Genomic DNA, 25,181 nt, shown 5'->3' on the forward strand with positions numbered 1-25,181 from the left:
GAGAAAGGTTCACTCGACCGGAACGACGAGCGGCACTCCTTTTTCGACGATATACGTCGCGAGCTCCGATGCGCTGCCGCTGCCGACATTCTTTGCCACATGGGCCACTCCGGCCGGAATGAACAGCGTCTCGCCGGCATGAAGCGTGACCGGCGATCTCCCTTCGAGCTGATACTCCAGCGAGCCTTCGAGGACATAGGCGACCTCTTCGCCCGGATGGGAGTGCTTGATGGAGACGGCGCCCGGGTCGAAGTCGACGCGCACCTGGTCAACCTCGCGCGCAGGCACGCTGAGATCGTGCTGCAACAAATCGGTGCGCCGGAGTCCAGGTTGCTGAGCCTGCGCTGCGGCCAGCGTCAATCCGCTGCCGACGATCAGCAACGCTGCGGCCATGATCCGAGTGTTTTTCATAGGGTCATCCTTTCATGACTTTGGTCGAGCTTTTGTCTCGAAGCCGCGGTCATTTCAGCGCAGGCATGTATTGGCGATGTGTCGGCTGGGCCGGGCTTTTGTAAGCCGATGTATTCGCGGATGCAGCGGCCGCGCACTTGGAGCGGCTAGCGTTCAATGAAGCCCAAGACCACCGGGATAGATCATACGATTAACGTGCATTCTGGAGAGAGCACGCTCCTATCGAGCCGCACTCGCGGAACAAGCCCGACGCATGCTCCGTTTTCTTGCGTGCCAAGAGCATCACGACCGCAACTTGGTCGAGCGAAAAAGCCTCCGTGTGCCATTGCACATGTGAGGCTTCGTTATGCGCTAGGCCAAACGACTCATAGGCGGAGCCTCTCATGGAAGAATTTCTACTGTTCGCGGCAGTCGGGTTTCTGGCCCAGGCGGTCGACGGTGCTCTTGGGATGGCCTACGGCGTGATCTCTTCGACGGTGCTCCTCGCCTTCGGCGTGCCACCGGCGCAAGCATCGGCATCCGCTCATGCTGCGGAACTGTTCACCACGGCCGCTTCCGGGTCGGCTCATCTTTATCATCGCAACATCGATTGGAAACTGTTCCGGCGGCTGATCCCCTTCGGTGTCTGCGGGAGCATGCTCGGCGCCTTCGTCGTCACCTCGTTTGACGGAGACCAGGTCAAGCCATTCGTGACAGCCTATCTCGCCGTCATCGGGAGCTGGCTCTTATATCGGTCGTTCTATCGTATTCCCACCAATCCGGTGAAACTAAGGATAGTAGCGCCGCTCGGCGCAACCGCCGGATTCCTGGATGCGGCAGGCGGAGGCGGCTGGGGGCCCGTCGCAACCACCGGTCTGCTCGGCGCGGGCGGCCAGCCGCGTTTGGTAATCGGCACCGTCAATGCGAGCGAGTTCCTGATTGCCCTTTCAGTGTCGCTGAGCTTCCTCGCCACGATCGTGACCGGTCACTGGGTGGAAGCCGGCGAATTCCGCGATTATCTGACCTCCGTTGGCGGGCTGATCATTGGGGGCGTGATAGCAGCGCCGCTGGCTGGCTGGATGGTCAAGACCCTACGGGAGAAAATGCTCCTGCGGCTCGTCGGATCCCTGATCACGCTTTTGGCCGGCTACCAGACCCTCGAACAGACCGGAGCGCTGTGAGCGGCCTTCGGCTCGCCTCAAACGACGCCACCGCGTTCCCGATTTCGTTTCGCGGCGGCGTCAAGAACTTGTGGTAGCAATGGGTTTCAACCGTAAACCTGCCGGGGATTCCGATGGGCAACCAAAGCGCATCCTCGAATGTGCGGGACAATGTCCATCCTTCTCGTTCATAGAACCTTTGGGCACGGATATTCCCGGCGGTACAATGCAGCTTTGCCTCCGTTACTCCCTCTCCGGACAGAAGCTGCTCGGCATGAGCGAGCAGCCCTCCGGCAACGCCCGTTCCGCGCGCTTCGGTGTCCACGTAAAGCTTCACGACCTCTTCGCCTTTGGTGGATACGAACCCAAGCACCGCACCGTGCACTGCGACATAAAAATGCTCTGCTGCTTGATTCAACCACAGTGCGAAATATTCGGGCGTTCGGAATGGCAAAATCTCCGCCGGCACGAGATACGCATGGGCATCATGCCAACCGCGATGCCAAAGCTGCAAAATGGCTGAGCGATCTTCCTCTCGCGCTGGTCGGATTTCGAACATCTTAGAACCGACTCTCGCCGCCCGTTGGATTTGCCGAAGAGGGGTGCCTCATGGTTTCGTGCTCGGGTCCTGATTCCGGAACGCCGCCTCTCCGGCGTCCGACACCTCGACCCACTTTTCGTCGGGCGGTGCGTCTGCGACGTAGCTGTCGTGCCAGTTCCACCACTTGTAGGTAGGGGTCTGAGGGTAGCCCTCGGGAGAGTCCTCCCAGACCTCCTGCCGGCCGAGCGGCGTGATGTCCAGATAGTTCCAGGTGCTCCCCATCTGCTCGTCGCCGCGGTTGTTGATGAAATAGGTCCGGAACACGCGGTCGCCGTCGCGGTAGAACACGTTGGTGCCGTGCCACTCGTCCACGCCAAAGTCGGCGTCGAAGCTGTCCGTCAGGGTGAACCACGGCATGTCCCAGCCCATCCGCGCCTTCAGCCGCGCGATGTCCGCCTGAGGTGCACGCGAGACGAAGACGAGGGTGGTGTCGCGGGCGTTCAGATGCGCGACATGGGCGACCTGGTCGGCCACCATGGAGCAGCCCCGGCAGGCGTGGTCGGGCCAGCCGAACACGCCCGGCTCGAAGAAGGCGCGGTAGACGATCAGCTGACGCCGACCTTCGAACAGGTCGATGAGGCTCACTTTGCCCTGAGGCCCCTCGAATGCATAGGCCTTCTCCACGGCCATCCACGGCATTCGCCGGCGCTCGGCGGCCAACGCGTCACGGGCGCGGGTCAGGGCCTTTTCCTTCACGAGCAGCTCGTTTCGGGCGGCCTCCCACTCCTGTGGCGATACGATAGGTGGTGTATGCATGGCAAGCTGTCCGCCCTTCCGTCCGCTTTCGGCTGATGTAGGCATGGCTCAAACCTCCTCGTTTGGGCGAATTTTCGCCGCTCATTGCTCATTTTGCTCGTGAGCTAGTTTCGCACCGGAATGGGATCGGTGGGAGTAACAAGTGTGGCGGTATTACGCGGAAGTCGCCGATACACGGTGCATTTCTTCGTGAAGCGGTGTCGCCCCGGGGCTGCGGGAAACGCCGTCTGATGAATCACACTGGCCGACGCGGGCTGCCCCCTTCTGCCATTCCGCGCGCTGTCTGAAAGAGGCGCTCCGCGGCCCCCGATTAGGATGCAGTGCGTGTGCGCCCGAAAGCACGCAGCAACAGGTTCACGGACACGGCGACCTTGTCGATATCGGGAATGTCCCGGGAATAACGTCCGGTGTAGAGCTTGATGATCATCTTGTCCCGCTCGAACCCGCGCAGATCGAAATGCAGGTGAAGGTGATATCGCCGCTCGTCGCCCGACCGGGTAACGTCCCCGCGCCTCTGGGTCACCTGCTTCAGTTCCGCTTCGAGCGGCGCGAACCCTTCGAGTTTCAGCATGACACGGGTCGATTTGAACCTTGCCTTGGTCGGAACCGCAACCACCGCCTTGTCCAAGGAAAGGCTCACCAGGCGCCCGCCGGTGCCGTCGACGTCCACCGCCTCGTCGAGCCTGAAGGCCTGGAGCAACCGCCGCGGTTTCTCGAAACAAATAAGCGAAGCGATGACGAGCACGACTATGTTGATCCCCGACCAAAGCACCGCGATCGTCGAAAACGATCCGTTTGTCTGCGCCGTTTCCGGGACGATGTTGATCAGGAGGCCGAGTGCGGTGACGATAATGAATCCGGCAATCCAGGTGAAAGTATAAGCGTCGAACGCGCTCTCCTCGTTGCCGCTGCCCTTCGGCGTCACCTTGAAGGGCTTGCCGAAGGGCCGCACCAAGCTCGAAAGAACGGTCGGCAGCATGCGGAAGGTCGAAAAGGTGCCGACGGCGCTGGAGACCACCGGCAGGTAGCGCGTCGGCGTGATCCACAGCATCAGCAGGAAATAGGCCGCCAGGACCGGCACCTGGTTCGAGACGTAGTCGGCGACATCGGTAAAGTAGAGCGGCAGAGCGCCGAACCAGAGATAGGCGACCGGAACGAGGAGGATGATGAAGCGGACCAGATATTGAACCAGCCACGACATCGGCAGGAACATGATCCGCTGGAAGAGCGAGAGCCCCGGCCCGCGCAAGGGGCCATTGTGCAGGTAGAGGGTCTGGATGCCGCCCTGGCACCAGCGCTCGCGCTGAACGAAATAGCCGGTGAGGTTCTCGGCGGCCAGACCCATCGATAGCCGTTCGTTGAGATAGCGGGTCTTGTAGCCCCTGTTGAGCATCGAAAGCGTGGTCAACAGGTCTTCGGTGATCGACTCGGTCGGGAAACCGCCGATTGCGTCGACCGCCTTGCGGCGGGCGATTGAGCAGGAGCCGCAGCAGAAGCTCACGTTCCAGCCGTCGCGGCTTGGCGCAATCTCGTCGAAGAAGAGGCGCTGCTCGTCGGGCCATATGTTCTCGAGACCGAGATTGGACTGCACCGGATCAACGTTGAAGAAATGCTGCGGCGTCTGCACGATGCCGATGGTCTCGTCCGAGAAGAAGGGCAATGTGCGCCGGAGAAAGCTGCTGTAGGGCACGAAGTCGGCATCGAAGACGGCGATGAAGTCGCCGGAGCTTACGCGCAATCCATTGTTCATGTTGCCGGCCTTGGCATGCGCGTTGTCGGTCCGAGTCACGTGGATTGCGCCTCGTCCCTCGCAGAAAGTCTTGAGCCAGCCGCGCCGGCCATCGTCGAGCACATAGACCTTGAGCTTGTCCTTGGGATAGTCGAGTGCCAGCGCCCCGACGATTGTTCTCTCGAGAACGTCAAGAGGCTCGTTGTAGGTGGGGATGAAAACGTCGACGGTCGGCAGCTCGCTTTCCCTTCGCGCGAAGAAAGCCTGCCCGAGGCGGTCCGCCTCGGCGCTGCGGTCGACATAGCGGCTCATCAGGATGAGGAACAGCACGACCTCCGTGAAGGCGAGGATCTCGACGACGAACACGACCCACACCCAATAGAAATTGGCGCCGTCATTGGGATAGGGCAGGACGGTCTCGGTGAAGCGCCAGACCGTGTAGCGCAAGGCGACGGCGGCGACGAAAGCGCAGGTGGTTGCCCGTGCCCAGGTTTGATGGCGCGACCAGTTGAAAGGGCCGAGAAGAAAGAAGGCAACGACCAGCAAGGTCGGCACCAGCGCTAGAAGAGGTTGAACCACAGGCCTTTGATCCACTGTGTGAGCCGGAGGTTGTCCTTGGAAATGCGCACCTGCGCCGTCCGTCCCACCTGACAGAAATTGGCGAAGTCGCTGTTGAGGGCGGACGGCGCCAGCAGGATGCGAATGCGGGCATTGCGCTCGTCGGTTTCCGGCTCGTTGGCGGCGAGCGCATCTTTCTCGACGACGGCGGAGGAGCCCTTGACCGCTTGCACCTGACCCTTGAAGACATCTACGCGCCCGAAGAGCCGGACCTCCGCTTCGCGACCGGGGTAGATCTCGTCGTAATCGACCTCCGGAACGAGGATGTCGACGAACAGTTCACGGCAATCGAGGACGCGCATCATCTCGTTGTTCAACACGACATTGGAGCCGCTCACGATGTTCCTGCTCCAGACGACACCGTCGAACGGCGATGGGACGACAGCCATCCCCAACCTGTTAACGCGCCTCTCCTCCTCGACTATCTGCTGGCTGACCTGAATTGCCCGTGTCTTGTTTTCGGCAATGCGCGTGTTGAGATCGTTGATGCGCAGTATCACCTCATCCTGGCGCTGACGGGAATAGGGGACGTCGTTCTGTCCGTCGCCGCCGACGAATATGCCGCGGCGCAGCGCATCGAGCCGTTGCTGCAACAATTCGACCGTCAAATTGCTGATCTCAACCTCGCCGCCGGTAGCCGCGCCGGCAGCCTCCGCCGCTTCCACCATCTTGCGCGTGAAGATGCCCTTCGATTCCAGTTCCTGCCGCCGGTCGAGGTCCACCTTTGCGACGATATCCTGCGCGCGCGAAACTTCGACACGCTTCCTGAGTATCTCAAGCTCCCTTTCCAGATTGGCGATTGTCGCGCTTTTGAAGATGTCAAGGCGTTCGGCAAGCTCGCCGCGCAGTTTGACCAGCTCGTCGCGCTCCCGTTCCAGTGCTGCGACGCGATCGACGGCCGATCTGTATTCCGCGCGCAGGGATGCAAATATCGCCCGATTGACACGCGGATTGCGAATGCTGGCAAGTGTCTCGCCCTTGCGCACCGGTGTTCCGATCCGTGGTGGCGCTGTGGCAATTTCACCGTCGATCGGCGCGTTTATGACGGCGAAGCGCGCGTTGACTGTCCCATCGAGGCTGGTAAAGCCGGTCAATCCAGGCAGCAGAACGACGGCAGCAAGCAGCAGGAGTAGAATCCCGACTGTGAGGCGCGTAATGCGATGGTTCAGGATCATGCCGCCGGTCCCTGCACGTGCCTTGGGCAGTCGCAGCGCAAGTTCGGACGATGTCTCTTGCTGTTGACCAACCGTTCCCGCGCGATCCTGCCACTTGAGCGAGAGCTGGTCTGCTTGCTCCCGCTATCGATTCAACTCTCCATCGGGAGTTGCCGGTGAACAACCCTCAAAACTGACTGTTTCGGCGACCAATCCCGCGAAAAGCCGTGTGCGACCATGCCCTGCGCCGCAGCCGATGCCCCGCAACCGGCAGAGTGGAAATCCATATGTCGCTGCGCGAGCGGCATTGACCGCGACACCTTCCGCGATAATTTGTGAATGGACAATTGCGTCGAGACGATATTGACCTGGGTCAAAGCCACGGGCCGCTGGCTGAATAGAACGGAGGCTGGATAGGACCGAGACCCTCGGACGAGGCACACCGGAAGCGTATGGAGGACCAGGATGCCGGATGCGGACGCTACGATGTCTGCTTTATCTTCCGCCGAGAGTGATTTTCTCGCCGATACCGACGAGCTCGTCTCCCTGTACGACGAGAGCTTCCACCTCGTCGACTGCTCGGCAACGCACAGGAGAACATATTCTGTCGATTCGCTCGTCGAGGCGACCCTCTGGCACATCTATCCGGAGCTGTTGGCACCGGGGCCGAAGTCCGCCGTCGAATTCGTCGCCGCAAGCGGACTGCCGCGCACCGTCGAGATCGCCGATATTGCGACCGGAAATCGTCGCACTCTCATCATCTTTCGCAGCGCCCGCGGCATAGGCGTCAGCGAGTCGGACCGGAGTTCCACCTGCCGGGAGACGTCGAGCCAGAGCGAAAGCGACCGCGCCCTTCTCCTTCACCAGGCGACCCACGACGTCTTGACCGGGCTGCCGAACCGGCGCCAATTCAGCGATCAATTGCGCAGCGCACTGCCCGTGCCGGGCGGCGCGCGGCTGGCCCTCATGCAAATCGACCTCGATGATTTCAAGCCCGTTAACGACACGCTCGGCCACGGCGCCGGCGATGTCGTACTCAAGATGGCGGCGGAAAGGATCAGGAGCGTGCTCGGGGATCGGGAGGTCGCCTATCGGCTGGCGGGTGACGAGTTCGCGGTCATCCAGTGGCGATCGGATCAGCCGCGCGAGGCCGAGCGTCTGGCCGACGCGCTCGTCAACGCTTTCAAAGCCCCGTTCGCGGTCGACGGCATTACCGTTTTTGTCGGTGCGAGCGTCGGCATAGCCGTCGCGCCAGCGGACGGGAACGAGGTCGAGCAACTGATGAAGGCCGCGGACATCGCGCTCTACGCGGCAAAGAAGGATGGCCGCCGCCGGGCAAGGACATTCACGCGCTCGATGCTGATCGTGCTCGAACAGCGGGAAATGTTGCGTCGAAGCCTGCGCACCGCGCTTCGGGACGGGCAGTTCTTCATCGAGTACCAACCGCTCGCAAAGACCTCGTCTTCGTCGATCGTCGGCTTCGAAGCGCTTCTGCGGTGGCGTCATCCTCTGGTGGGCGACATTCCGCCGAACGTTTTCATTCCCATGGCCGAAGCGGATGGTCTCATGAGCGAAATCGGCCAATGGCTGCTGGAGCGGGCCTGCCGGACAGCCATGACCTGGCCGCTCCACTTCACGCTCGCCGTCAACCTCTCTCCGGCGGAATTCCTGCACGAAGGGCTCACCGATCGCGTGGCCCAGACGCTTGATCTCGTCGGAATTCGCGCCGATCGGCTCGAACTCGAGATCACCGAGTCGGTGCTGCTGGAGCGAACGATCAACAATCTCGACACCCTCAATACCCTCAACCTTCTCGGCGTCCAGATCTCTCTTGACGACTTCGGGACCTACTATTCCTCTCTGAGCTACCTGAAGAATTTCCCGTTCGATACGATCAAAATCGACCAGTACTTCATCAAGGACCTCGAGAGGGACGAGAAAAGCCAGACGATCGTGCGCTCCATCATCGGACTGGCTCATGGCCTCGGCATGCATGTCACGGCCGAAGGGGTGGAGACCAAGGCTCAGGCAGAGTGGCTGCAGAAGGAGGGATGCGACCGCTTGCAGGGATTTCATCTCGGTTTTCCGATGCCGGCAGAGGCGATCGGCGAATTTCTCGGCAGGACGGCGGCCGTTCCATTTGCCCATTAACATCATGTCGAGTTTCGCATGCGAAGGAGGAGAGACATGGCCGTAGCCGAACAAGAGCGAGCGGAAGCGCCCTTCGAACCCTTGCTCCAATTCGAGATGGAAATGGGAACCTTTCTTTCGGACTGGCAGCATTGCGACCAGTTGTCGACCTTCATGGCACGGATGATCAGTCACAACCGGGCGGATCCCGTCCGGCATTCGAATTTCTTCTCGTCCGCGCTCAACGAACTCCTGGAGGTGTCCTTTCGCGGCGCTTCGGCCGACGGCCAGATCGGCTGCGCCGTCTTTCGTCAGGGCTCGACCGAGCGGGTGAGGCTCACTTTCCCGTGCCCGCCCGGCCAGCGGCAGTTCTATCGTGAAGCGGTATCGAAAACCCGCAGGGGAAACGCCTATGCACGCTATCTCGATGCGATTTCAACCGATTTCGCACCGAGCCGGGAGGCCGTTCTTCTGGATCTGGCGATCAATTTCGATGCCGAGATTCACCTGGACGAGAGCGATCCGCCGTCGATAACCCTCGTCGTCGACCTGCCACTTGAAGGAATAGTGAGTTGAGCACGGCAGCCCTTTCAAACCCGTTCAAGGCGGAATTCGATCCGAACAGCCAGGAGTTTTCTCTTGCCGGCGTGGTCCGGCCGCGTTCGGCCGACGAGATCGCCGCAAGCATTTCGATGCTCAGGGAGGCGATCGACGGTGTGCGGGGCACGTTCTACATCAATGTGAAGCGTCTGGTTCAGATGAACAACACGGCCTTCCACGCCTTTGCGCGCGTCCTTCTCGATGCATGCCGGAGGCGGTCGGATCTGCGCTTCGTCGTCGTAACGTCGAGCGTCGTGGGCTGGACCGAACGCATGTTCGGCCACCTGAACAAGATCGAGCCCCAGGTGACGGTCGAGGTCTATGACTCCAAGTTCTACCCCGGCCAGAGCTTCGTGGAGGACACGAGCTTCATCCCGATACTGCGCACGCAAACCAAGATGACCTGGCGCCACGAGCGCACGATCCTTCCTCGCCATGGCATGCGTCCGGGAATCTCGATGGCCGACATCTGCTGCGGCATCGGCGATTTCGCCATGCTTGTGCGCAAGGAGTTCCAGCCGGCACGCATCGTCGCCCTCGACCATTCGAAGGCGAGCCTTGCCTATGCGCGCGACGTGGCATCCGGTTTCGGCATCACCGACATCGAGTACACCTACGGCGACGCGTCGGAGATGCTGCTCGAGGACAACCAGTTCGATTTCGTGACCTGCCGCCATTCGCTGCAGATATTCAATCAGCCGGACGTGCTGCTGAAGGAGCTCTACCGGATCTGCAAACCCGGCGGGCGGGTATACATAACCAACGAGAAGAACTCGCACTGTCTTGGCGAGCCGCGATCCAAGAGCATTCAGTGGACCTATAACGAGGTCGCGAAGCTGTTCAGCCATTTCGAGATGGATGTCGAGCTCGGACCGAAAAGTCGACGCTACCTCGCCGATGCCGGTTTCGACGATATCCGGGTCGAGTCTTTCATGGTCACCAATCTCGACGGAGACCCGCAGGACTTCGCCGACATCATAACCGCCTGGGAGAACGTCTATGCCGGCGAAATGGCCGTGAAGCGCGGCGATTCTCGCGAATTCATCGAGCGGTTCCGTCAGGGCTTCCGGGACCACATCTTCGCGGCGCTCCATCCCAAAGGCTACGCCGGCTGGCCCATCTGGGCAGCCTCGGGACGAAAACCCTCATGAGCGCGCTCGGGGATAAAACCTCGCGTTTGGGCCTGCGCTCCTTCCGCGCCAAATTCGTCCTCGTCGTCGGCGGTGCGGTGCTCTTCGACCTGCTCGTCACCGGCGGCCTTGCGCTCTGGAACGTGCAGAGGCTTTCCCGCGACGCCGCGGCGGAAGTCGGCCGCGGCCTCGAGGAGGCCAGCCAGGACTTCATCCGCTCCTATGCCGAAACCACGGCCGCCCGCGTCAACCTGCTTCTCAACCAGGTACACTCCGACGTCGGCACGCTGGCGGGCGTTCTCCAGGCTCAGATCGACCGGCCGGTGAGGAAGTCCGAGATCGGCGAGGCGATGGCGCGCGGCGCGCCGGGAACGGTCACCGTTACCTACGACAAGAATGGGGGATGGGCGCAGAATTTGCCCGGCCCGCTATCGGTCGTCAGCGTCTGGGGATATCTGCTCGACGCGAACCATGTGCCGCTTCCCGAGGTGCAAACGGAGATCGAAAACAGCGCGGTCCTCGACCTGGTCGCCCCGAGCCTCCTCGCAAACGGCCAGTCGAAGCTGCAAATGTACTATATAGGCCCGAAGGAACGGCCGATCTTCCGGACCGCGCCCTACACCGATCAGGCCCAAACGTTCGACAGGCTCTACCCGGGCCACAATACGGCGGAGTTCTGGTCATTTTTCTTTCCCGGACTTTACGAATCCTGGGAGCAATGGGCGCGCGATCCGCAGTCGCGCCCGGTGGCCAACGATATCACCCAGACTGCGCCCTATACGGACGCGATCACCGGGAAGCTCATCGTCAGCTTCTTCCAGCCGCTGTGGTCGCGCGATCGCAGCCGGGTGGCCGGTGCGGCCGGAGCGGATATCACGCTCGATCAGTTGGCAGAGATCGTCGAGAACGTCAAAGTCGCCGACAGCGGCTTCGGTTTTCTGACGATGTCGGACGGCAATGTCGTCGCGATCAACCCGGTCGGGGAAAAGGTCATCGGTCTTCGCTCATCGAGCGCTGCCGGCAGCGAGGGCGTGACCGGTGTCGACCGTTCGCTGCGCAGAAGCGTCCAGCCGGAAATCGCGCAGTTGCCGCTGGGCGAGGACGGCCTGCTAAGACATATCCTACTCGACGAGAACGGCGAGAGGGTGCCGTATCTGGTCGTGATGAAACAATTGCAGCCGACTAACCTCTGGGCGTCGGGGCCGGTGCGTCGCGAATCGATGATGCTCGGCATCATCGTCCCCGAGCGGGAAATCTACGCTTCGCTGTTCGCGGCCCAGGCCGGAATTTCGCAGGCGACGAACAGGATCGTCATCTACCAGGTCCTGGCGCTGCTCGTGTCCCTGTGCTTCGTCATCGCCGCCGTCTTCGCCATATCCAAGCGGATAACGGGCGGCATCAGCGCGCTTGCCGGTGCGGCCAAGCGTATTCAGGCCAAGGACTACTCCGTTCGGGTGGACATCCCGACGCGCGACGAGGTCGGCGAGGCGGGGGCGGCCTTCAACCGCATGGCGGAGCAGATCAGTTTCCATACCGAGAATCTGGAACAATTGGTCGAGGATCGGACGAAGGAACTCGAAGAGGCGAACCTGCAGATATCCGGCTTGAACGAGCAGTTGCGCAGCGAAAATCTGCGCCTTGGCGCCGAGCTGGACGTTGCCCGTCGCATCCAGATGATGGTCTTGCCGCGAACCACCGAACTCGATGCAATTCCCGATCTGGAGATCGCCGCCTATATGCGGCCGGCCGACGAGGTCGGCGGCGACTATTACGACGTGCTGAGTAGCGGCAAGCGGCTGAAGATCGGGATCGGCGACGTAACCGGTCATGGCCTCGAAAGCGGCGTGCTGATGCTGATGGTCCAGTCCGTCGCCCGCGCGCTACAGGAAGCGGGCGAGATGGATCCCTCGCAATTCCTCAATCGTATGAACCGAGCCATCTACAAGAACCTCGTCAGGACCAGTACCAACAAGCATCTGTCGCTCGCCTTCCTGGACTATGACGGAGTGCATATGACGCTCTCCGGCCAGCACGAGGAACTGATTGTGGTCCGCGACCCCGGAAAGGTCGAGCGGATCGACACGCTCGACCTTGGTCTGCCCATCGGACTGGAACCGGACATCTCGTCCTTCGTTGCGACGCGCGACATCTCCTTCGGTCACGGCGACATGATCATTCTCCATACTGACGGGGTGACGGAGGCGGAAAACCGAAACGGCGAACTCTTCGGAATCGAAAGGCTCTGCGAGAGCGCAGGTCGCCGTTACGGGCGCAGTGCCGAGGATGTCAAAGCCGGCATCATAGAGGATCTGATGGCACATATCGGCACGCAGAAGATCCACGACGATATCACGCTGGTAGTTATGAGACACAGGTAAGCGGATGACGACCTTATACGGATTGGAAGACCTCGCGATCGGAACGGGCGAAAACGTTACGAGACTTCGTCTCTTTGAGGGGCCGCTCGATCTCGGCTGGAAACATTGCGCGATGACGTCGGACTTCGTCGCCGAGTTGGTCGCCCTGCGCTACAGATCCTCCCGCAACCTCTACAAGGACGTCCGCCACAATGTCGGATACCTGACCAATGAGCTCATAGAGAACGCGGTTAAGTTTCGCACCTCCGGCGAAATCGTCGTGGAGGCATCGATCTCGACCAGCAGCTTTCGGACAAAAGTGTCCAATTACGTCGACAGGGACACGGCCGAGCAATTTCAGCATCTGCTTTCAGAAATAACCGCCGGAGACCCGGGCGATCTGCTAATAAAGCGGATCGAAGCGAATGCCACGGGCGCGGGTTCGGGCTCGGGGCTTGGCCTCCTGACCCTCATGAGCGATTATGGCGCTCACTTCGCCTGGGTTTTCGGATCCGGTGAACAGGAGATTCCGCTGGAGACCTATGCCTCGATTGCAGTCCCTGATCCCTCGAATTGATGGGCGACAAAATGGAAGTCAAGGAAGACGAATATCGCGTTTGGTCGGAAGGCAAAGACATCTATTTCGACGGGACCATGCGCCTGCCCAGCACCGAGGCCTACGCCCCGATCTTGTCTCTGGTGATGAACGTTCTCGAGACCGAACCGGATCGAATGACCATAGACCTCACGGGCTTGCAGTTTCTCAATTCGTCCGGGATCAATCTTCTCGCGAAGCTTACGATCGAAGCGCGCAAGCGGCCGAACATCCAGTTCACAGTCAGGGGCAGCTCGGAGTTTCCCTGGCAGTCGAAGTCACTGCCGAACCTGAAGAAACTGCATCCCGGCGTCGATCTTAGACTGACCTGACGGGAGCTGCCCCGTGCCGACCATGTCGCTGGTGCGCGCCGCGGCCGATCTCGCTTTAACTCCGGACGGCTTTGAGCCAATCGCCGATCGTGGCTCCACCGTGCCGCTCGGAAGGGGGTACCGGTGCCACCGGCCGTTCTGCGGCCGCAGCCTTGCGAATCTCGCGCGGACTCGCCCCGAATTCGTGGCTGAACGCGCGGGTGAAATTGGCGGCGACGTCGAAACCGGCGGCTTCGGCGATTTCAGCGATGGGTCGATTGTTCGTCGGGTCGCTCAGGTCCGCATAGGCCTGCAGGAGACGACGTCTGCGGATGTAGTTGAGCACGCCGCCACTCGGCTCGAACAATTGATAGAGGCGCGTGCGTGAAATACCGAGCTCGCGGCAGATCGCCTCGGGTGTCAGCTCGGGCGAGTGCAGGTTGAGATGAATGTATCGGTGCGCCCGCTCCATCACCCCCATTTTCGCCTGGGGCCCTCCCGTCTCCGGCCTCACCGCGACCGCGCAGGCGACGACCATGTCGCGAATCGTGCGGACGATGCGCGGCACCTCCTCGACGGTGATGTTGTCGAGGTTGGCTTCCATGCCGTTGATATAATTGACGAGCAGATCGGCCAGGCTGCCGGATAAGACGGAATTGTTGGCTGCCTCGAGCATGCTCGCATCGTCCGCCAGCAGTTCATACGGCATGAAAAGAAGGATGGTTTCAGCCTCCGTCGTGCGCCCGCGATAGGGATAGCCGAGCGATCGGAAAAAGACCTCTCCCGGCCCGATCTCCGCGACGCGGCGGTCGACCTCCGTCCACGCCCGGCCGCTGCGAACGAGTCCGACGTTCCAATGGTCGATCGGGCTGGAGCGCAGCATGGATCGAGAGCGCGTGTAGCTGAATCCAGGCGCGCGTTGCTGAACGACGAGCAACTCGCCGAGGTGCCAGCCGACCTGCTCGGCGGGGAAACCGTCGTCCGGCGATATCCCTTCGGGGAGTTGCACATCCACAAGCGGTGCCATGTGGGCGTGCCAAGAGGGAAACTGCTCCGCCTTCGGCAGCTCATGCGTCGAAAAACGCGTGGGCACGAGCGTTGGTGAGGCGCGCGGTCGGGATTGCCTCCGGACCGCCGGCTCACGGGGCCAACGGCGCCGTTCCAGGTGGGCCGGCCATGTGGCCCCTTCGGCAGAGTTATCTTCCGATCCGGAGTCTTTGTTCATGCAACTCCTCCAGTCCATTGGATCGCCGTAAGGGTGAAGCGCAGACGATCATCGTCCCGCGCAGGCGGGGCCCCGCCCGCAATACTCGCCTCTGGGTGGAAAGGAATCGATCGATCACACCCAGGAGTTCCCGCTTATACCCCGTTTTGAGTAGAAATGCACGGCGGGATAACTATCGGGATTGCGTGATAACGACAAGCACCTCCGATGATTGTATCAAATAACGACGGTCGGTTCACAACATTGTCGGCTGAGATTTAAGGTAATTTTGAAGGTCACCATTTCGATTACCTAATTATTGCGCCCGATGGGGAGCATTTCTCAAATAAAGTGCAAAGAGTGCGAGGGTTTTTCCGTGAACTATTTCCGAAATAACTTCAAAAACACTTTCTCAAATTTGGGCAAAGAGAGTGATTCGCCGCGGCACCGGGAAATGCGGAAGCGAATCCTCGTTGCGGGCGGCGCAGGTTTCCTGGGATCACATCTCTGCGAGCATCTTCTTGGCGCCGGCCACGAGGTGATCTGCCTCGACAACTTCTCAACCGGGCTGAGACGCAATATCGCTCAACTGAAGCGTTTTGGCACATTCAGCGTCATCGCGCACGACATCGTGGAGCCGATCGCCCTCGACGTCGACGAGATCTACAATCTCGCCTGTCCGGCATCGCCGCCGCACTATCAAGCGAATCCTATCCAGACGATGAAGACCTGTGTCGTCGGGTCGCTCAACCTGCTCGACCTCGCTGCGCGGCGGCGGGCCCGCATCTTCCAGGCCTCGACCTCGGAAATCTATGGCGACCCGCACATCCATCCCCAGGTCGAAAGCTATTGGGGCAACGTCAATCCCTTCGGTCCGCGCTCCTGCTACGACGAGGGCAAACGCAGCGCCGAAACCCTGTTCTTCGATTTCCACAGGCTGCATGGCCTCGAGATCAAAATCGTTCGCATCTTCAATACCTATGGTCCCCGGATGCGCCCGGACGATGGCCGCGTCGTTTCGAACTTCATCGTGCAGGCGCTCAAGGGCGAGGACATCACCATTTATGGCGACGGCTCGCAGACGCGCTCCTTCTGCTTCGTCGATGACCTGATTGACGGTTTTATCCGCATGATGGCGTCGGCGCCGTCGCTCACCGGCCCGATCAATCTCGGCAATCCCGGAGAGTTCACGATCGGCGAACTTGCCGAACGGGTGGTCGAGTTGACCGGCTCGCGCTCGAAGATCGTCCGCCGGCCGCTCCCGGTCGACGATCCCCGCCAACGCCGCCCGGACATCTCGCTCGCAACACAGGAGCTCGGCTGGCGCCCGAAAGTCGAACTTTCGGAAGGCCTCGGACAGACCATCCGCTACTTCGACGAGCTTCTGTCCCGGTCCGACCGGAAAGTCCCGGAGTCCGTCTGATGGCCGCGCGACGCATCCTCGTGACGGGCGGCGCCGGCTATATCGGCAGCCACACCGCCAAGCTTCTCCGCCTGGAGGGTCTTGAACCCGTCGTCTACGACAACCTGACGACCGGAAATCGCAGCTCGGTACGCTGGGGACCCTTCGTCCAGGGGGACATACTCGATGCGGTCCGCGTCGCGGACGTGCTCGAACACTACTTGCCGGACGCTGTCATCCATTTCGCCGCGTCGGCATATGTTGGCGAGTCGGTGGCCGATCCGGCCAAATACTACCGCAACAACGTCCGCGGGACGCTTTCGCTCCTCGATGCGTGCCGGCAGGTGGGCCTCAACAAGGTGATCTTCTCGTCGAGCTGCGCCACCTACGGCGTACCCGAGGTGCTGCCGATCGACGAGGCCACGCCGCAGGCACCGATCAATCCCTACGGCAGGACGAAACTGATCGCGGAGCACGTGCTCGCCGATTTCGCCGCGGCCTTCGACCTCAACTATGTGTCGCTGCGCTACTTCAATGCCTGCGGCGCCGACCCCGAAGGCGACCTCGGCGAGTGGCACGACCCGGAGACCCACCTCATTCCGCGGGCGCTCATGGCCGCCGCCGGCAAGATCCCGCATCTGGAGGTCTTCGGCGCGGACTACGACACGCCCGATGGGACCTGCATACGCGATTACATCCACGTAACCGACCTCGCGCGCGCTCATGTGCTCGCCTACGAACATCTCGTCAGGGGCGGCCAGAACCTGGCGGTGAATCTCGGCACCGGCCGCGGTTTCTCGATCAGGGAAGTCCTTCGCATGGTCGGCGAAGTAACGGGCCACGACGTCCCGGTCGTGTTCCGCCCGCGCCGAGCCGGCGACCCGCCGGTCCTCTATGCGGATGCCAGCCTCGCCTATCAAACCCTCGGCTTCCTGCCGCAACACTCCGATCTCAGGACGATCGTCCGCACCGCCGCGCCATTCTTCGGACTGGAGGCACGGTCGTGATCCGCCTTACCGAAAGCCGACGGAAAGAAACCCCGAAAACCGGCGAGCCGCTGCTCGTGCCGGTGCTTACCGGATATCGGCGGGCGGAATATCTGGCGGGGGCCGGGCTCTGGGCCACCAGCCTCATTCATTTCTGGGGCTGGTGGCTCGAGCCGCGCCACCATGTCAGTACCTTGGGGAGCCTTGCCGTGACGGCAGTCCTCGCCTGGGTCACCCTTCTTCCCGCCTATTTCATTATTGTCTTCTACCGGGCGGCGAAGCCGAACGGTCCGCTGCGCCTGCCGGCCGGCAGCCGCGTCGCCATGGTCGTGACCAAAGCGCCGTCGGAGCCGTTTTCGGTCGTGTCCGAGACGCTGAAGGCGATGCTTGCCCAGGATGTGCCGCACGACACCTGGCTTGCCGACGAGGATCCTTCCGAGGCAACGCTCGACTGGTGCCGCAGGCACGGCGTTCTCGTCTCGACCCGCAAAGGGCGGGCGGACTACCACAGGACCTCCTGGCCGAGACGCACGCGCTGCAAGGAAGGCAATCTCGCCTTCTTCTACGATCGTTACGGCTACGATCGCTACGATTTCGTCGCCCAGCTCGATGCCGACCATGTGCCCGAGCCCGGCTATCTTTTCCAGATGCTGCGCCCCTTCGCCGACCCGCGGGTGGGCTATGTCTCGGCGCCAAGCATCTGCGACCGGAACGCGTCCGAGAGCTGGTCCGCGCGCGGCCGGCTCTACGCGGAGGCGAGCATGCACGGCGCTCTGCAGGCGGGCTACAATGGCGGGCTCGCGCCGCTCTGCATCGGCTCGCACTACGCGGTGCGCACGGCAGCGCTCAAGCATATCGGCGGGCTCGGCCCGGAACTAGCCGAGGATCATTCGACCACATTGATGATGAATGCGGGCGGCTGGCGTGGCGTGCATGCGCTAGACGCGATCGCGCATGGCGACGGACCGCGCACCTTCGGCGATCTCGTGACCCAGGAGTTCCAGTGGTCGCGCAGCCTCGTCATGCTGCTCCTCGAATGGTCGCCGCGTCTGGTCGGCCGCTTGCCGCTCAGGCTGAAGTTCCAGTTCATCTTCTCGCAGCTTTGGTATCCGCTCTTCGCGTTCTTCATGGGGTCGATGTTCACAATGCCGATCGTTGCGCTTGCACTTCGCGACTCCTTCGTGGCGGTGACCTATCCCGATTTTCTGGCGCATTTCGCACCGCTTTCGACCGTTCTCGTCCTCTTGGCCTATCGCTGGCGGGCAAGCGGTTGCTTCCGGCCTTACGATGCGAAGGTCTTGAGCTGGGAATGCATGCTCTTCCTCTTTGCGCGGTGGCCCTGGGCGCTTGCCGGCACGGTCGCGGCCCTGCGTGACTGGCTGACCGGGTCCTTCGTCGATTTCCGCGTCACTCCGAAGGGAGCCTCGGAGGTCGATCCGCTGCCCCTCCGGGTGATCGCACCCTACGTCTTTCTCGCCGTTGCGGCAGTGCTGCCGGTTCTTCTCGTCGAGGATGCCGGCAAGGCCAAGGGCTTCTACCTGTTCGCGATCCTGAATGCGGCGATCTACTGCCTCCTTCTGCTGGTCATCGTCGCCCGGCACTCGCGAGAGAACGCGGTCGCCATTGCCTCCCGCTTCTATCGTCCGGCGATGGGCGCCGGGCTGCTGGCGCTCGTCGCGCTGCCCGGCATCGCAACTGCCGAGCATGGCAAGGATGGGCTCGAGGCGCTCGCCTTCGGAACCGGGCATCTCCGCCTCTTCGAGGAGCGCTATGCCGTGGCGGGCGCCGGTCAGGGCGGCACCGCCTTGCGCAAGATTGTTTTTCGGCCGCGCTGGATTTCAGTCCAGTCCGACGGCACTGCACTTTGAGGAGAGGACCATGACTGGAAAAGCTTCACTCGATCATAAAAGGGGACGCAGCGGCAGGTTGCTGCTCATCAAGCGCCTTGCCCTTTGCGTCGCTCCGGCTCTCGTTCTCCTTTGCCAATCTTCGGCGTCGGCCGAGGTCCTTCCCAAGAAGGCACGCGTCATGACCGCCGCGGAAGTCTATTCGATCTTCCGGGACAAAACCTGGAACTGGGAAAACGGCGCCGGCCGCATGCAGGACGAAGGCCGCCTCTTCAAGGCCTGGGCGCAGTCGGAAACGGGAGCGACCTGGGCGGAAGGCCGCTGGAGCGTCAATGACCGTGGTCAACTTTGCCTGAAGGCGGTTTGGCACAGTCAAGGCGCCGCCGCAGAGGACAAGACCTGCTTCAGCCATCGGATAGTTGGCCGCACTGTCTATCAGAAGAGAGAGCCCGCCGGCGGCTGGTACGTCTTCAGACATGCAAAGCCGGCCATCGACGACGAGTTCAAGCGACTGGTCGACGAGGACCTGGTCGGTGCGAGACTCCCGGCCATCCGGGAACTCGTCAAAAAGCAAACGAAATCAGCAACGCGTAGCGTTCGCCCGCAAGCAGAGGCGAACGAGCTTGGAGGTGTGCAATGAACAGGAAATCAAAGGCGATTGCCCTCTCGTTCGCCGGCCTGCTGCTCTCGGGCACCGTGCTCGCGGCCACTATCCCGCGCGGCATTCCGGAGCTGAAGTCGCCGACGATGGCGACGCCGTCGGACAAGCGGCCAGTGCTGACGGAAGCGTCGATCGATTTCGGGGCTTACGATCCGCATGGCGATTTCGGCCAGCCAGGGAGTTCCAAGATAGAGCATCTCTTCCTGCCTTGGGAGGATGTCGATCTGTCGACGCTGACGCTCGCCGACGACTACGCGCGGGAGCGCGGACGCACCCTCCTGGTCACGATCGAGCCGTGGTCCTGGTCGCCGGAATGGCGACTGAGCGAGCAGGAACTGTTGAGGACCATCCTCAGCGGCGAGCGCGACGAGAACATGGCTCAGGTCTGTTCCGCCGCCGCTGCGCTGAAAAGCCCGGTCATCATCCGCTGGGGCCAGGAAATGGACGAGACGGACAACCAGTTCTCCTGGTCGCATTGGCGGGGCGCGGATTTCAAAGCGGCCTTCCGGCGTATGGTGAACGTCTGCCGGACGCATCTGAAGACCGCGAAATTCATGTGGTCCCCCAAGGGCAACGAGGGGCTGGAGGCCTTTTATCCGGGCGATGACGTCGTCGATATCATCGGGCTCTCGGTTTTCGGCTACCAGCCCTACGATCGAGCCACGACCGGCCGCGACCAGACGTTCTCGGAACGACTGGCGCCCGGCTACGGCCGGGTGAAGAACTACGGCAAGCCGATCATGGTCGCAGAACTCGGCTACGAGGGGGATGCCTCCTATGTGCAAAGCTGGGCGACGAGCGTTGCTGAGCGCCATGCCGAGTTCCCGGAGCTGACAGCAGTCGTCTACTTCAACGACCACGAGATCTATCCCTGGCCGCGCGGCTTCGGCCGGCCCGACTGGCGGGTCGTCCGCGAAACCATCAACTAGCAAACAGCAGCCCGACAGGAGGCATGAGATGAAATCGATACTTCGCCCAATATCGCTGGTTGTCGCCGTTGCCGCCGGCATCGGCGGAGCCACCTCCATCGCTGAGGCGGCGGCGCGGCGAGGGGACGGCAAGATCACCGCGCCGCTCACGCATACGGAACTGTACAACCTTTACGGTCAAAGGTCCTGGATATGGAAACAGGGTGCCGGCTATTTCTCGGTACGGCAGCGCCGGTTCACCGCCTGGTCCAGGGAGAAGGGCGCCCCGTCCTACGGTGTCGGCCGCTGGTTCATAACCGAACCGGGAAAGCTCTGCTTCACGGCAGACTGGCACGCCAAGAGCGGCTCCGCCCCCGCAACCACCTGCTTCAGTCACCGTAAGCGGGGCGGCGTCATCTACCAGAAACGCGAGCCCGATGGAGAGTGGTACGTCTTCAAGCACGCACGACCAAGGTCAGGCGACGAATTCACGAAGCTGCGCCGCGGCAACTATGTGAGTGATCGGCTGGAGACGATCCAGGCCCGAATCGGCGAGTGAAGCTCGCCGAAGGAGTTGCGCAGTGCCGATGCCGGAGCACAATCAGGTTCCGCAGATGAGCCCCCGGCGCGGCGGCGCAACTCCGCCCCCTATCGAAGGAAGCAGCGAGACGTCTTTCCAAATCCGCTCGGCGTGCAGATATAGGGGGCGCGGCCGAGATAGCTCTCGCGCACGAGCTTGACCGCCCTTTGGGTCGCGGCCGGCTTGTTCGGCGCAAGCGTCTTGCTCGGTGCCGCATAGCCGACCTGCCTGGTCACGGAAGAGGTCTCGACGCGCTCGACAGTCGTCGACGAACATCCCGACACCATCGCCGCAAGGAACAGAGCGAGAATGTATTGCCCGGCGCCGTTGCGGCCGCCGAACAGCCCTGTCAAAATCTTTGTTTGCGCTTTCACGGCTAGAACTCCTTGGGTTCCGGGACCTGATGCGCAGCACGGTAGCCGAGACGGTTTAAATGGCCGTGCAGAAAAAGCGTACAACTTGACCTATCTCGCCTGGTGCGCGTGGGGGACACGAGTCCCAGGCCGGTGCTGCGACCGTCAGTTCGTCGTCAGCACCTTCACCCCTCCCTTGCGTTCCAGGACGTCGACGACCACTTGAGACCTTGAACGCCGGAGCGCTATGTCGGCCAGTCCCGGTCCGATCCGCAGCCGTTTCAGTACGACCTCGTCGAGGAAGGGCGGGAGCGTCGGCTCGTTGAGGGTCACGTGCCCCTTGTCCGGATCGAAGCCGAGGCCGATCATCGACTGCAGCAGATAGAGCGGCGCGGCCGCCGCCCAGGCCTGCGGCACGCAGGAAACCGGATAGAAGGTCGGACCGCGGGCGCGCTGCCGCGCGAAACCGCAGAAGAGCTCCGGCAAACGTCTCAAGTCGATATAGGTCGACGCCGAGAACAGGCCCTCGAAGATGCTGGCCGCCTCGGCGCGGAAGCCATAGCGCACGAAGCCTGCTGCGATCAGTGCATTGTCGTGCGGCCAGACGGAGCCGTTGTGGTAGCTCATCGGGTTGTAGCGCGCCTCCGAAGCGGCAATCGTGCGCACGCCCCAGCCGCAGAAGGATGATTGCGCCATCAGCGTCGAGACGATCTTTCCGGCGCGTTCGGGGAAGGCGATGCCGGTGAATAGCGCATGGCCTGCATTGGAGGAGTGGACGCGGCAGGGCTTCTTCTCGCCGTCGAGCGCCAGCACGTAGGTCGCGAGCTCCTCGTCGAAGAAGACCTTGTCGAAGTGGATGCGCAGATTGTCGGCTCGTTGCTCGAACCTCAGCGAGTCCTCGACATGGCCGAGCTTGCGCGAGAGACGGGCGGCCGCCTGCCAGGCGCCGTAGACATAGGCCTGTACCTCGGCAAGCGCGATCGGTCCGTGGGCCAGTCTACCGTCCGCGTGAAAGACCGAGTCGTGGCTGTCCTTCCAGCCCTGGTTCACGAGGCCCTTCGCGGTCCGGCTTCCATACTCGACGAAGCCGTCCCCGTCGCGGTCACCGAAGCGGTCGATCCAGTCGAGCGCCGCAAGCAGGTGTGGCCAGAGGTTTCGCACCGTCTGCAGATCGCCAGTGCGATCGAGATAGGCGCCGGCAAGAATGATGAAGAGGGGGGTCGAATCGACGCTGCCGTAATAGCGCCGGAAAGGCACTTCGCCGAGTTCCGCCATTTCGCCATAGCGTATCTCATGCAGGATCTTGCCGGGCTCCGCATCGGCGGCGGGATCGAAGTCGGTCGCCTGGTTGGCTGCGAGATGTCTGAGCACGCCTTTCGCTATTTCCGGGTCGAGCCACAGGGTCTCGAGCGCGGTGATGAGCGCGTCGCGGCCGAAAGCGGTGCTGAACCAGGGGATGCCGGCGTAAGGGTAGGGGCCTTCCGGCGTCTCGGTGAGCAGCACATGGAGATCAGTGACGCTGCGTCTCACCGCCTCGTTGAACACGGCGTTGGAGGTGACGATCGCGGCGGCCCGCGAGGACGTGTAGCGCAGCGCTCTTCTGGCGTCGCGAAGCGCCAGAAAGAAGGTGAAGGACGGCGGGTTCCGACTCTCCTGGCGGCCATCGCAGACGATCTCGATGAAAATCGATTGCGCCTGGTGGGGCGCGAGCGTGACGATGAAGCTCGCCTTCTGGCCAGAGAGCGTCTGCGGCTCCGGGTCGAGGCGCAGGGCCGTGCTGCGGGTTCGGCCGTCGAGCCCGTCATAGACCAGCAGGACCCGGTCGTTGCCGACAAGTGGAGTATGATGCGTGCCGCGGCGCTGCCGGGGGGTGCCGCGCACTTCGAAGAGGTCGGCGAAGTCGGCGGCGAACGCTATCTCGACCTTCAGCGTCCTCTGCACTTCATCATAGTTTCGCAGCATGAGACGCTCATAGCAGGCGTCCTGCCACAGGAAACGGGTGCGCCGCACGTGAATGAGGTCGTGCTTCAGCTTCTCGCCGCCGGGATCGAGCACCAGAGCCGGATTGGTGAGATCGCAGTCGAGCGTGGCGTTGTCGTCTCGCAGGGTGGAGCTCAGCAGCAACGGCCGAGCACCGTTCAATGTCAGCGCGAAGTGCGAGAGATGGCGGGTGTCGCGGTGGAAGATTCCTTCGGGATTGCCCGGAGAGGCGAGCGCATCGCCGTTATGGTCGAACACGGCGAAGGTGTCGCCGTGTTTCAATGACCTGGAGCTTCGCTCGTAGCGCGAGGCCGTTGCAGGCACGAGGTTTCCCGTATTCGCTTCGTCGGGGGCGGCTTCGGCCGGCCCTTGCGAAGCCTTGGCAAGCTTGGCGTTCATAGCTTCCGTCTCCGTCGCATCCTCTTCAGGCGATCCTGGTGAAGGCGGTGAGGGTTCCGCTTCCGTTCGTTGCAGTGATCGGCATGACCTTTTGACGGCCGCCGACGAGGCTACGATAGATATCGAGATAGTCGTTCGCCATGCGCCGTGCGGTGAAGCGCTCCTCGAAGGTCGCCCGGACCGTTCGTCGATCGAGCTTATCGAGATCGCGGACCGCGTTCACCGCCTCCTCAGTGCTGTCGACGATGAAGCCGGAAATGCCGTGGTCGAGAACTTCGGTCACGGAGCCGCAGCGGAAAGCGATCACCGGCGTGCCGCAGGCCATGGCCTCGATCATCACCAGTCCAAAGGGCTCCGGCCAGTCGATGGGAAAGAGGAGTGCGCGCGCATTTCCGAGGAATTCGGCCTTCTGATGCTCGCTGATCTCTCCGATGAACTCGACGTTCGAATGCCGTTTGACAAGCGGTTCGATCGCACGGCTCCAATATTCCTCGTCGACCCTGTCGATCTTGGCGGCAATCCTTAACGGCATGTCGACGCGAGCAGCAATTTCGATCGCGACGTCGGGCCGCTTTTCCGGCGAGATGCGACCGAGGAAGGCGAGGTAATCGCCTTTCGGGTGCCTGGTGAACGGAAGGGCATCCGGCGCCAGCCCGTGATATACCGTGCCGACCCAATTGACGGGCGGCATCGGCTTTCGCTGGTCGTCCGAAATGGAAACCAGGGGAACATCCGGAAAGGAGGCGTAGAAAGGCTTGAGATCGGGCAGATCGAGCCGCCCGTGCAGCGTCGTCACGGACTTGCTGGCCAAGCTTCGAACGAGCGGGAAGTGCAAAAGATCGATATGGAAGTGCAGGATGTCGAAATTAGCCGCCTGCCTGCGGACGTCTTCGAGCATCACCATGTGGTAGGGGATCGGATCCTGAACCGCAGGGTTCAACCGGAAGGCCATGTTCGAGCAACGAACGAGCTTTGCCGATGTGATCGAGTCGCCGCTCGCAAAGAGCGTAACATCATGGCCCTGCCGAACGAGCTCTTCCGTAAGGCTGTAGACGACCCGCTCGGTTCCTCCATAGAGCTTCGGTGGCACACTTTCGAATAGCGGTGCAATTTGCGCGATCTTCATGAACAAACTCCTTTGATCAAGCGAAGTTCAGACGATCAACGACACGCCGGCCGCACATCCCCGGCGCTTCAAAAAGCCGCCGGCCCCGGACCGGAGCCAAAAAGGAGAGGAACCTGCCACGCGTCCGGGTGCGATGCCCCTGCGCCGCGGAAAGTGCGGCCGGGGCGCAACAGTTATGATCTAGTCCTTGCTTCGACCGCTTCA

The 25,181-nt window shown here is 61.9% G+C and carries 22 protein-coding genes; 13 read left to right on the forward strand and 9 right to left on the reverse strand.

Annotated features, from left to right (window positions below; all coding sequences use genetic code 11):
• Positions 1 to 9 precede the first annotated feature (9 nt).
• On the reverse strand, positions 10 to 411 hold the full coding sequence (locus AYK65_RS23125) for a cupin domain-containing protein (RefSeq protein ID WP_026615768.1): 402 nt from the start codon (positions 409 to 411) through the stop codon (positions 10 to 12).
• Between the two features lie 383 nt (positions 412 to 794).
• Here AYK65_RS23125 and AYK65_RS23130 point away from each other — a divergent pair, with 383 nt between their 5' ends.
• Positions 795 to 1,571, forward strand: a complete 777-nt coding sequence (locus AYK65_RS23130) for a sulfite exporter TauE/SafE family protein (protein WP_026615767.1) — start codon at positions 795 to 797, stop codon at positions 1,569 to 1,571.
• Here AYK65_RS23130 and AYK65_RS23135 read toward each other — a convergent pair.
• The 4 genes from AYK65_RS23135 to AYK65_RS23150 form a co-directional block, all read right to left on the reverse strand.
• Positions 1,522 to 2,109: a GNAT family N-acetyltransferase gene (locus AYK65_RS23135; protein WP_081161121.1), complete on the reverse strand. Its 588-nt coding sequence runs from the start codon at positions 2,107 to 2,109 to the stop codon at positions 1,522 to 1,524. The two genes, AYK65_RS23130 and AYK65_RS23135, sit on opposite strands and share 50 nt — an antisense overlap.
• A 48-nt stretch (positions 2,110 to 2,157) precedes the next feature.
• On the reverse strand, positions 2,158 to 2,952 hold the full coding sequence (locus AYK65_RS23140; RefSeq protein WP_081161122.1) for a DUF899 domain-containing protein: 795 nt from the start codon (positions 2,950 to 2,952) through the stop codon (positions 2,158 to 2,160).
• Positions 2,953 to 3,217: 265 nt separating this feature from the next.
• Positions 3,218 to 5,215, reverse strand: a complete 1,998-nt coding sequence (locus tag AYK65_RS23145; protein ID WP_081161123.1) for a glycosyltransferase — start codon at positions 5,213 to 5,215, stop codon at positions 3,218 to 3,220.
• Positions 5,197 to 6,429: an HlyD family secretion protein gene (locus AYK65_RS23150; protein WP_046117441.1), complete on the reverse strand. Its 1,233-nt coding sequence runs from the start codon at positions 6,427 to 6,429 to the stop codon at positions 5,197 to 5,199. Before AYK65_RS23150 ends, AYK65_RS23145 begins: the two co-directional genes overlap by 19 nt.
• A gap of 444 nt (positions 6,430 to 6,873) precedes the next feature.
• Between AYK65_RS23150 and AYK65_RS23155 the strand changes: the two genes are divergently transcribed.
• Genes AYK65_RS23155 through AYK65_RS23180 form a run of 6 tightly spaced genes read left to right on the forward strand, consistent with a single transcriptional unit; the run spans position 6,874 to position 13,552 of the window.
• Positions 6,874 to 8,559: a putative bifunctional diguanylate cyclase/phosphodiesterase gene (locus tag AYK65_RS23155; protein WP_081161124.1), complete on the forward strand. Its 1,686-nt coding sequence runs from the start codon at positions 6,874 to 6,876 to the stop codon at positions 8,557 to 8,559.
• 36 nt (positions 8,560 to 8,595) lie between these two features.
• On the forward strand, positions 8,596 to 9,114 hold the full coding sequence (locus AYK65_RS23160; protein WP_046117439.1) for a hypothetical protein: 519 nt from the start codon (positions 8,596 to 8,598) through the stop codon (positions 9,112 to 9,114).
• On the forward strand, positions 9,111 to 10,289 hold the full coding sequence (locus tag AYK65_RS23165) for a class I SAM-dependent methyltransferase (protein WP_046117438.1): 1,179 nt from the start codon (positions 9,111 to 9,113) through the stop codon (positions 10,287 to 10,289). The genes AYK65_RS23160 and AYK65_RS23165 overlap by 4 nt, the downstream gene beginning before the upstream one ends.
• Positions 10,286 to 12,646 (forward strand): SpoIIE family protein phosphatase, encoded by a 2,361-nt coding sequence (locus AYK65_RS23170; protein WP_026615760.1) that lies wholly within the window; start codon positions 10,286 to 10,288, stop codon positions 12,644 to 12,646. The genes AYK65_RS23165 and AYK65_RS23170 overlap by 4 nt, the downstream gene beginning before the upstream one ends.
• A 4-nt stretch (positions 12,647 to 12,650) precedes the next feature.
• Positions 12,651 to 13,202: a slr1658 superfamily regulator gene (locus AYK65_RS23175; protein WP_026615759.1), complete on the forward strand. Its 552-nt coding sequence runs from the start codon at positions 12,651 to 12,653 to the stop codon at positions 13,200 to 13,202.
• Between the two features lie 11 nt (positions 13,203 to 13,213).
• Positions 13,214 to 13,552, forward strand: a complete 339-nt coding sequence (locus AYK65_RS23180) for a slr1659 superfamily regulator (protein WP_026615758.1) — start codon at positions 13,214 to 13,216, stop codon at positions 13,550 to 13,552.
• Positions 13,553 to 13,607: 55 nt separating this feature from the next.
• Here AYK65_RS23180 and AYK65_RS23185 read toward each other — a convergent pair whose 3' ends face one another.
• Positions 13,608 to 14,756, reverse strand: coding sequence for a helix-turn-helix domain-containing protein (locus tag AYK65_RS23185; protein ID WP_026615757.1), 1,149 nt, complete (start codon positions 14,754 to 14,756; stop codon positions 13,608 to 13,610).
• Positions 14,757 to 15,189: 433 nt separating this feature from the next.
• On the opposite strand from AYK65_RS23185, the gene AYK65_RS23190 reads away from it, so the two are divergent.
• From AYK65_RS23190 to AYK65_RS23215, 6 genes are read left to right on the forward strand one after another with little or no spacing between them, the layout of a single operon-like run.
• Positions 15,190 to 16,158 carry a UDP-glucuronic acid decarboxylase family protein gene (locus tag AYK65_RS23190; protein WP_234706589.1) on the forward strand — a complete coding sequence of 323 codons (969 nt, stop codon included), beginning with the start codon at positions 15,190 to 15,192 and terminating at the stop codon, positions 16,156 to 16,158.
• Positions 16,158 to 17,144 (forward strand): UDP-glucose 4-epimerase GalE, encoded by a 987-nt coding sequence (galE, locus tag AYK65_RS23195; protein WP_026615755.1) that lies wholly within the window; start codon positions 16,158 to 16,160, stop codon positions 17,142 to 17,144. Before AYK65_RS23190 ends, galE begins: the two co-directional genes overlap by 1 nt.
• The gene (locus AYK65_RS23200) at positions 17,141 to 18,991 is read left to right on the forward strand and encodes a glycosyltransferase (RefSeq protein ID WP_046117434.1); all 1,851 of its coding nucleotides are present in this window, start codon (positions 17,141 to 17,143) and stop codon (positions 18,989 to 18,991) included. Before galE ends, AYK65_RS23200 begins: the two co-directional genes overlap by 4 nt.
• Before the next feature lie 10 nt (positions 18,992 to 19,001).
• Entirely contained in the window at positions 19,002 to 19,610 is a 609-nt protein-coding gene (locus tag AYK65_RS23205; protein WP_046117433.1) for a DUF995 domain-containing protein, read from the forward strand.
• Positions 19,607 to 20,560 carry a glycoside hydrolase family 26 protein gene (locus AYK65_RS23210; RefSeq protein ID WP_081161126.1) on the forward strand — a complete coding sequence of 318 codons (954 nt, stop codon included), beginning with the start codon at positions 19,607 to 19,609 and terminating at the stop codon, positions 20,558 to 20,560. The genes AYK65_RS23205 and AYK65_RS23210 overlap by 4 nt, the downstream gene beginning before the upstream one ends.
• 28 nt (positions 20,561 to 20,588) lie before the next feature.
• Complete coding sequence (locus AYK65_RS23215; RefSeq protein ID WP_081161127.1) at positions 20,589 to 21,098, forward strand: DUF995 domain-containing protein; 510 nt, start codon at positions 20,589 to 20,591, stop codon at positions 21,096 to 21,098.
• A gap of 89 nt (positions 21,099 to 21,187) precedes the next feature.
• On the opposite strand, the gene AYK65_RS23220 is transcribed toward AYK65_RS23215, so the two are convergent.
• From AYK65_RS23220 to AYK65_RS23230, 3 genes are all read right to left on the reverse strand, one after another.
• Positions 21,188 to 21,493 carry a hypothetical protein gene (locus AYK65_RS23220; RefSeq protein WP_026615751.1) on the reverse strand — a complete coding sequence of 102 codons (306 nt, stop codon included), beginning with the start codon at positions 21,491 to 21,493 and terminating at the stop codon, positions 21,188 to 21,190.
• 144 nt (positions 21,494 to 21,637) lie between these two features.
• Positions 21,638 to 23,851, reverse strand: a complete 2,214-nt coding sequence (locus tag AYK65_RS23225) for an amylo-alpha-1,6-glucosidase (RefSeq protein ID WP_026615750.1) — start codon at positions 23,849 to 23,851, stop codon at positions 21,638 to 21,640.
• 25 nt (positions 23,852 to 23,876) lie between these two features.
• Positions 23,877 to 24,977, reverse strand: a complete 1,101-nt coding sequence (locus AYK65_RS23230) for a glycosyltransferase family 4 protein (RefSeq protein ID WP_026615749.1) — start codon at positions 24,975 to 24,977, stop codon at positions 23,877 to 23,879.
• Positions 24,978 to 25,181 lie beyond the last annotated feature (204 nt).

This window comes from Ensifer aridi, assembly GCF_002078505.1.
Classification (GTDB): Bacteria; Pseudomonadota; Alphaproteobacteria; order Rhizobiales; family Rhizobiaceae; genus Sinorhizobium; species Sinorhizobium aridi.

Excerpts from the sequence above, each read along its gene's own strand:
- AYK65_RS23205 (WP_046117433.1), top strand. The coding sequence starts at position 19,002 with ATGACTGGAAAAGCTTCACTCGATCATAAAAGGGGACGCAGCGGCAGG.
- AYK65_RS23180 (WP_026615758.1), top strand. The coding sequence starts at position 13,214 with ATGGAAGTCAAGGAAGACGAATATCGCGTTTGGTCGGAAGGCAAAGAC.
- AYK65_RS23130 (WP_026615767.1), top strand. The coding sequence starts at position 795 with ATGGAAGAATTTCTACTGTTCGCGGCAGTCGGGTTTCTGGCCCAGGCG.
- AYK65_RS23140 (WP_081161122.1), bottom strand. The coding sequence starts at position 2,952 with ATGCCTACATCAGCCGAAAGCGGACGGAAGGGCGGACAGCTTGCCATG.
- galE (WP_026615755.1), top strand. The coding sequence starts at position 16,158 with ATGGCCGCGCGACGCATCCTCGTGACGGGCGGCGCCGGCTATATCGGC.
- AYK65_RS23170 (WP_026615760.1), top strand. The coding sequence starts at position 10,286 with ATGAGCGCGCTCGGGGATAAAACCTCGCGTTTGGGCCTGCGCTCCTTC.
- AYK65_RS23225 (WP_026615750.1), bottom strand. The coding sequence starts at position 23,851 with ATGAACGCCAAGCTTGCCAAGGCTTCGCAAGGGCCGGCCGAAGCCGCC.
- AYK65_RS23185 (WP_026615757.1), bottom strand. The coding sequence starts at position 14,756 with ATGAACAAAGACTCCGGATCGGAAGATAACTCTGCCGAAGGGGCCACA.
- AYK65_RS23125 (WP_026615768.1), bottom strand. The coding sequence starts at position 411 with ATGAAAAACACTCGGATCATGGCCGCAGCGTTGCTGATCGTCGGCAGC.
- AYK65_RS23150 (WP_046117441.1), bottom strand. The coding sequence starts at position 6,429 with ATGATCCTGAACCATCGCATTACGCGCCTCACAGTCGGGATTCTACTC.
- AYK65_RS23135 (WP_081161121.1), bottom strand. The coding sequence starts at position 2,109 with ATGTTCGAAATCCGACCAGCGCGAGAGGAAGATCGCTCAGCCATTTTG.
- AYK65_RS23160 (WP_046117439.1), top strand. The coding sequence starts at position 8,596 with ATGGCCGTAGCCGAACAAGAGCGAGCGGAAGCGCCCTTCGAACCCTTG.
- AYK65_RS23210 (WP_081161126.1), top strand. The coding sequence starts at position 19,607 with ATGAACAGGAAATCAAAGGCGATTGCCCTCTCGTTCGCCGGCCTGCTG.
- AYK65_RS23215 (WP_081161127.1), top strand. The coding sequence starts at position 20,589 with ATGAAATCGATACTTCGCCCAATATCGCTGGTTGTCGCCGTTGCCGCC.
- AYK65_RS23230 (WP_026615749.1), bottom strand. The coding sequence starts at position 24,977 with ATGAAGATCGCGCAAATTGCACCGCTATTCGAAAGTGTGCCACCGAAG.
- AYK65_RS23175 (WP_026615759.1), top strand. The coding sequence starts at position 12,651 with ATGACGACCTTATACGGATTGGAAGACCTCGCGATCGGAACGGGCGAA.
- AYK65_RS23190 (WP_234706589.1), top strand. The coding sequence starts at position 15,190 with ATGCGGAAGCGAATCCTCGTTGCGGGCGGCGCAGGTTTCCTGGGATCA.
- AYK65_RS23155 (WP_081161124.1), top strand. The coding sequence starts at position 6,874 with ATGCCGGATGCGGACGCTACGATGTCTGCTTTATCTTCCGCCGAGAGT.